The sequence below is a fragment of the uncultured Pontibacter sp. genome, assembly GCF_947495565.1.
Classification (GTDB): Bacteria; Bacteroidota; Bacteroidia; order Cytophagales; family Hymenobacteraceae; genus Pontibacter.
The window spans coordinates 225,223-231,942 of sequence record NZ_CANLZM010000007.1 but is presented as its reverse complement, the minus strand read 5'-3'; the positions used below and the strand labels follow the sequence as shown (position 1 = coordinate 231,942).

Genomic DNA, 6,720 nt, shown 5'->3' with positions numbered 1-6,720 from the left:
AAAACATCGCTAAATTAGACCTAGGACCTGAAGAGTTAGGCTTCACAATGGCCTGAGAAATAAACGTTAGTCAGGAATCAGATATTAATGGCATTGGACCTTGAAAGTTATTTTCCTCCCAATTAACCATATCATTCAGATATTGATCATATTGTTTTTGGTACTCATCCGCATCGATATTATTATCAGTCCGATAAGAAGTATAGCGCTCATTAAAGTTGTTGAGCCGGGTAAATCCTATGCCGAAAGTTACACCGCGCCAGTCGCTTGCTTCGCTGTCGCCTCTCCTGTTAGAAATAACCACACCCAACTGCGGAAATACAAAATTGCTGTTGCTGCTCGTGTTGCGCTCTCCAAGTATAGAAGTATTATTGTTTACGGTTTGGATACCTGGTGTAATGGTAAATTCTGATCGGCGGAACATACCCAAACCAGCCGGGTTACCGGAAAGGCTGGAAATATCTGCTCCGAGCGCTGTTTGTGCACCGCCCATGCCTTGTATACGCGCAGTACCCGATACGCCCAACTGAGAGTAACGCAGTGCGTCTACCTCCGTTTGGGCAAAAGCAGTACCGCCCCAGCCCAGCAAAAGCGCCAGGCTGGCCAATAGTGTCTTCTTCATCTGTTATATAGTTTTTATACTATGGGTCTAATTATTTCCTCGTGTAGGGCGTCCGCTGCTGCCTGATGATGATGAACTGCTGTTGTTTGATGGGCTTGGGCTCGGTGAGCTGCTTGGGCGGCTCTCAAACGTGCGGCTCGGTCTGCTCTCAATGGTACGGGTTGGCTGGCTTCGCTCTATGGTACGGCTAGGCTGGCGCTCAATAGTACGGGTACGTACCTCACGGCGCTGCTGCGGCTGCTCCGACGAGCGGCTTGGCGTATACTCACGTGTTCTGCGGCTGCTGCGGCTTGGTACTGGCTGCGCATTCTGCTCCTGCGGCTGTACTGAAGTGCTGCGGCTGGAGCGGCTTGGCCTTGCCGGAAGCTCCTGCTTGGTGCCGTCGGCTGGCGCCACCGTGCTGCGGCTGCTGCGCGACTGTCTGCCTACGCTTTGCTGCTGTCCGGTGCTCTCGGTTCGGATGGTGCCATCTCTGGATGGTCTACCGGCAGCGGAGTTGCCAACCACCTGCGTGTTGCGGCTGTCGCGCGGGCCGTACTGCACGCTGCTCGCCTTCCCGATTACTACTGGCCTGTCGTTGTACCAGCCATACGGGTTGTGCGCGTAATAGCTGTTATGCAAGCCCCTGTAATAGCCGTTGTAGAAACCGTGCCCATAGCTGCCTGGCCACCAATTGCTGTAGCCACGATACGGTGAGCCATAGAAGCCTCCGCCCCATCCATAGTTAAAGCTGATGCTCACGCCGGTTCTGAAACGGGCATTGCTCCAGAAAGGGTCATAGTAAAACGGGTCGTGGTAAAACGGATCATAGAATGGGTCATAGAACGCATAGCTTGCGCGGCGCGGTACGTAAGACGATCCCCAGTATGGGTCTACATAAGAATAGTCAGGGCGGTACCAGTTATCGCGTGCGTCATAAGTGCGCCCGTCGTAGTATTCATCGCCGTTATAGTTTTGGGTTATGTTGCTCTCGGAGTATTCCGGATTCAGCACCTCGCCTTCGGCAAGCGCTACTTCTTCGCTGCGGCTGTCATACTGCTGATAAGCTTGCGTTGGCTGCTGCTGCTGCGGTGCCGGCTCCACGTATACCGTCTGGTCTGAAGAGCTGTAATACATATCGTCGTACTCCGACGACTGCATAGCAACAGGGCTGCTACAGCCTACAGCCAGCAGGGCAAGTGCGGGGGCTAAGGTAAACAAAGTATATTTTTTCATGGCCTTCTGCTGATGTTCTGTGGGTATTAACTTCTTCTATATCAAAGATAAGCACAATTGGGGCAAAACCTTATCTATAGTTTATAATATTAACGTAATTTTGGAACGGAATGATGTCCGTGTACTACACTTGATTTAGTAACAAAATTTGTTCCAAAAGGATTTTAAATTAGATATTAAAGATAAATAAAAGCAAGATGAGCAAAGGGTTACCTAAAAGAAGCGATGACTACTCGCTGTGGTATAACGAGCTGGTGAAGAAAGCAGGCTTGGCTGAGAACTCGGCTGTGCGCGGCTGCATGGTAATTAAGCCATACGGATACGCCATTTGGGAGAAAATGCAGCGCGTGCTGGATGACATGTTCAAGGCCACAGGCCACGAAAACGCATACTTCCCGCTGTTTGTACCAAAGAGCTTGTTTGAGGCAGAGGAGCAGAACGCCGAGGGCTTTGCCAAGGAGTGCGCCGTGGTAACCCACTACCGCCTGCAGGCTGACCCGGATAAGGCAGGCAAACTGCGCGTGGACCCTAACGCCAAGCTGGAGGAAGAACTGATTGTGCGCCCAACTTCTGAGGCCGTGATCTGGAACACCTACAAAAACTGGATACAGAGTTACCGCGACCTGCCCCTGCTGATAAACCAGTGGGCCAACGTGGTGCGCTGGGAGATGCGTACGCGCCTGTTCCTGCGCACAGCCGAGTTCCTGTGGCAGGAAGGCCACACGGCCCATGCTACCGCTGAAGAGGCTATTGCCGAAACAGAGCAGATGCTGGAGGTTTACGCCACTTTTGCTGAACAATACCTTGCCCTGCCAGTGGTTCGCGGTGTTAAAACACCAAACGAACGTTTTGCGGGTGCCCTAGACACTTACTGTATTGAAGGTTTGATGCAGGACGGAAAGGCACTGCAGGCGGGCACGTCGCACTTCCTGGGCCAGAACTTTGCCAAGGCGTTTGATGTAAAGTATGCCACTAAAGATGGTGGACTGGAGCACGTATGGGGCACTTCGTGGGGTGTGAGCACACGCCTGATGGGTGCGCTGGTTATGGCCCACTCTGATGACGAAGGACTGGTGCTTCCGCCAAAGTTGGCTCCTATCCAGGTGGTAATCGTTCCGATTTACAAAGGCGAAGAGCAACTGGCGCAGATCACTGAGAAAGTAAACCAACTGAAGCGCGAGCTGCTGGCCAAAGGCATCAGCGTGAAATTTGATAACCGCGACACCGAGCGCCCTGGCTTTAAATTTGCCGAGTGGGAGCTGAAAGGTGTGCCGGTGCGCATTGCCATTGGTGCCCGCGACCTGGAGAACGGTACCGCCGAAGTAGCCCGCCGCGACACCAAGGAGAAGAGCACGCAGCAATTCGCCACGCTGGCAGACTATATCCCGGCCCTGCTCGATGAGATCCAGGAGAACATCTATAGCAAGGCTTTAAACTACCGTGAAGAGCACACAACTAAAGTGGATTCTTACGAGGAGTTTAAGCAGGTACTCGAGACCAAAGGCGGTTTTATACTTGCCCACTGGGATGGCACTCCTGAAACGGAGGAGCGCATCAAGGAGGAAACAAAAGCAACTATACGCTGCATAGCGCTTAACACACCGGACGAAGAAGGCGTGGATATGCTGACGGGCAAGCCAAGCAAGCAACGCGTATACTTTGCCAAGGCTTATTAAGCAACGGTTCTGCGCTGATTAGCCTTTTTTATACTTTAATCGCCACTTGCCACTGCGGCAGGTGGCGATTTTTGCTTTTGGTTGGTTTATATGCTGGTTTGGCAACTATTCTAACAAAACAATGAAGAAATTACTATATTGTACATTATAACGCATTGCCCTATGCTACTAGATTGGATAACAGTTGTTTTGCTTATCGGCATTGGCCTGCTGCTTATTATAGTGGAGCTGATTTTTGTACCCGGCACCACCATAGTAGGCATACTGGGCTTTGTACTTACCGCTATCGGTGTTTGGATAGGGTATGCGGCGCTAGGCAATGAGACTGGGCATATTATACTTGCGGCTACCGTGCTGATTGGCGGACTGGCTTTCTTCTATAGTTTTCGCTCTGACAGCTGGACTCGCTTTGCTCTGAAAGATCAGAACCGGGGCCGTGTAAACGAAGACTTTCCTCATGCTTTGGCAGTAGGCGAAGAAGGTATAACCGTTTCTGCGCTACGGCCGCAGGGCACCGCTCTTTTTGCAGAAAGACACCACGAGGTACAGACAAATGGCGAGTTTTTAGATCCTAATACTCCTGTACGTATTATCGGGCTCAATCAAAATAAGATTATTGTAGAAGCAACTTCCTAACTAAACGTAGATGGAAAACCTAACCCCCATTTTTTTAATAGCAGGCGGCATTATCCTGCTCATCATCTTTTTATACTTTGTGCCGATCAGCCTTTGGATTACAGCGCTGTTCTCTGGCGTAAAAGTGGGCCTGCTCGAGCTGGTGTTCATGCGCATCAGAAAGGTGCCGCCAAGCCTCATCGTCAACTCCATGATCAACTCCACGAAGGCAGGCATCGATTTGACAACCACCGAACTGGAGACGCACTACCTGGCAGGCGGCAACGTGCCAACCGTTATAAAGGCACTTATTTCTGCCGACAAAGCCAATATCCCGCTTTCCTTTAAGCAAGCCACTGCCATTGACCTGGCTGGCCGTAACGTGTTTGAGGCCGTAACAACTTCCGTTAACCCCAAGGTAATTAACACGCCAAACGTAGCCGCTGTGGCGCAGGACGGCATACAACTGATCGCTAAAGCCCGCGTAACGGTTCGCGCCAACATCAACCAACTGGTGGGTGGCGCCGGCGAGGAAACCATACTTGCCCGTGTGGGTGAGGGCATCGTAACATCCATCGGTTCTTCTACCTCGCACAAAAGTGTACTGGAGAACCCGGATATTATCTCCAAACTCGTGCTGCAGAAAGGATTGGATGCAGGTACTGCCTACGAGATTCTTTCTATTGATATTGCTGACATTGATGTTGGGGAGAACATTGGCGCAAAACTGCAGATAGACCAGGCTGGCGCCGACCTGAAAGTAGCAGAAGCCAAAGCTGAAGAGCGCCGCGCCATGGCCGTGGCCGTGGAGCAGGAAATGAAAGCCAAGGCACAGGAGGCCCGCGCCAACGTGATTCAGGCAGAAGTTGAAATCCCGCAGGCTATTGCAGCCGCCTTCCGTAGCGGCAACCTGGGCATTATGGACTACTACCGCATGCAGAACATCCAATCGGATACGGATATGCGCAACAACATTGCTAACCCGGGCCAGAGTGGCAGCGGAGGCGGTGGCGGTGGCAGCAACACGCCTTCCAGATCGAAAGACTAACAGCAGATTTATACACTAAAGCGCAACGGCCACTCCAAAGTACGGGGTGGCCGTTGCGCTTTAATTTGCAGCAGAAGACTGTTTTATACTTACTCCTCCTGTTTTAATCCCTGTATTTTCCTGCTCAGCTCTCTGCGGCGTGTTGTAACGAAAGTATACTTTGAGCCATCCTCAGTTATTAGCTGAAGCCCAAACGGGAACACGAGCATCCACTTTTTCTCCTCCAGGTTTACAGCGCTACTCAATTGCACAAAAGTACTGTCCTGCCCGTTTACATAGAGCGCTCCAAAGTATGGCGTAGGGATAAAAATAAGCTTATCCGAGGTAGCGACCACCTTTCCTTTTGCCGGCCATACTTTCGGTGTTTTCCGGTAAAGGCTCACATTCCGTTGCTCCATCAGCACTTCATTACCTCTAGCTGTTTGCTGGGGCTGCTTTGCGGTACACCCAGCAACTATGCTTAACAAGAGCAAAATTGTCTTTGCTGATTTCATAGGCTTTGTATTTACAGGCTTTCTACTCATGTACTACAAAAACTTATCAGAAGCTATCTGACATCCTAAAAAAGAGGCCGCTTTTAAAGTATAAACCCCGCTTCTGTAGCTACAGAAGCGGGGTTTATACTTTAAAATTTCAACAGCTTACTGCGCTCTTAGCGTAAATGTTCGCTCTACGCTGTTAAACGGACCTGGCAGCACGTTTCCGCTGTTATCTACCAGTTCAAGCTTAATGGTATTCTCGCCCATCGGTAAGCCTTCCATGATGTATGGCATCCAACGGTCAAGCATAAACTCTGTGCCGTTGATGGTGGCACGCACTTTGTTTCCGGTTGTAGAAAGGTCAGTGTTTACAAGATAAAAGTCCAGCATCACTTTTCCAGTTTGGTCCGGACCCACATAATCGCCTTTCGGGCGGCTGTAGAACATGTGCGGCGCACTCTCATCAAACTCCATTGTCTCGGTTGGGCGGCCCACGGTAATCTTACGCAAATCAAAAGCGCCTTTGTGCTTCAGGCTCTCGTGGTAAGAGCGGGAAATAAACGACAGCACCACGTGCTCCCCTTCGTCCATCTCCTTTGTAAACTCCGTCTGGTAATGGGCTGTGTAAGGCTCATTATCCACAATGTTATGGATGTGCTGCCCCTCCTGAGAGTTAGCCATGTGCTCGGCATTGGAATGCGGCGTCATGCGCGTCAGCTCAAAGTTAGACAGTGTGTAATTAAACTGAACCGGGCCTGGGTCTACCACACCTCCAGCAGGCGGCGTGTTAAGGCGCATCTGTGATTCAGGGTATTTCTGTGAATTGTCGAATGCGTAAACACGCAGACCATTCTTGCTCATAACAGCGCCTGAAGGAGTCGGGCCGCCTATAACTCTGGAGGCTTCGGGTGTTTGGTTTTCAGCCTCCTGCGTCTGGCGTGCGGTATCGCAGGCCGAAAAACAGAGCATCAGGGCCGAAGCCATCAGTAGGTACGTTTTTTTCATCATCATTTGTTAGGTTAGCTGGGTAGCTAATTTAGTAATTATTCTTCGTATATTGCGAAC

The 6,720-nt window shown here is 50.8% G+C and carries 7 protein-coding genes; 3 read left to right on the top strand and 4 right to left on the bottom strand.

What is annotated here, in order from left to right:
• Positions 1–70: 70 nt before the first annotated feature.
• Together Q1B04_RS11210 and Q1B04_RS11205 are read right to left on the bottom strand one after the other, a co-directional pair.
• Positions 71–622 (bottom strand): hypothetical protein, encoded by a 552-nt coding sequence (locus tag Q1B04_RS11210; protein WP_299758901.1) that lies wholly within the window; start codon positions 620–622, stop codon positions 71–73.
• A 27-nt stretch (positions 623–649) separates the two neighbouring features.
• Positions 650–1,837: a hypothetical protein gene (locus Q1B04_RS11205; RefSeq protein WP_299758900.1), complete on the bottom strand. Its 1,188-nt coding sequence runs from the start codon at positions 1,835–1,837 to the stop codon at positions 650–652.
• Between the two features lie 197 nt (positions 1,838–2,034).
• Here Q1B04_RS11205 and proS point away from each other — a divergent pair, with 197 nt between their 5' ends.
• From proS to floA, 3 genes are all read left to right on the top strand, one after another.
• On the top strand, positions 2,035–3,513 hold the full coding sequence (gene proS, locus Q1B04_RS11200) for a proline--tRNA ligase (protein ID WP_299758899.1): 1,479 nt from the start codon (positions 2,035–2,037) through the stop codon (positions 3,511–3,513).
• A 162-nt stretch (positions 3,514–3,675) separates the two neighbouring features.
• Complete coding sequence (locus Q1B04_RS11195; RefSeq protein WP_299758898.1) at positions 3,676–4,149, top strand: NfeD family protein; 474 nt, start codon at positions 3,676–3,678, stop codon at positions 4,147–4,149.
• A gap of 10 nt (positions 4,150–4,159) precedes the next feature.
• Positions 4,160–5,176: a flotillin-like protein FloA gene (floA, locus tag Q1B04_RS11190; RefSeq protein WP_299758897.1), complete on the top strand. Its 1,017-nt coding sequence runs from the start codon at positions 4,160–4,162 to the stop codon at positions 5,174–5,176.
• A gap of 89 nt (positions 5,177–5,265) precedes the next feature.
• Here floA and Q1B04_RS11185 read toward each other — a convergent pair whose 3' ends face one another.
• Both Q1B04_RS11185 and Q1B04_RS11180 read right to left on the bottom strand, forming a co-directional pair.
• Positions 5,266–5,670 (bottom strand): hypothetical protein, encoded by a 405-nt coding sequence (locus Q1B04_RS11185; RefSeq protein WP_299758896.1) that lies wholly within the window; start codon positions 5,668–5,670, stop codon positions 5,266–5,268.
• Between the two features lie 147 nt (positions 5,671–5,817).
• On the bottom strand, positions 5,818–6,666 hold the full coding sequence (locus tag Q1B04_RS11180) for a hypothetical protein (RefSeq protein ID WP_299758895.1): 849 nt from the start codon (positions 6,664–6,666) through the stop codon (positions 5,818–5,820).
• Positions 6,667–6,720: the final 54 nt, after the last annotated feature.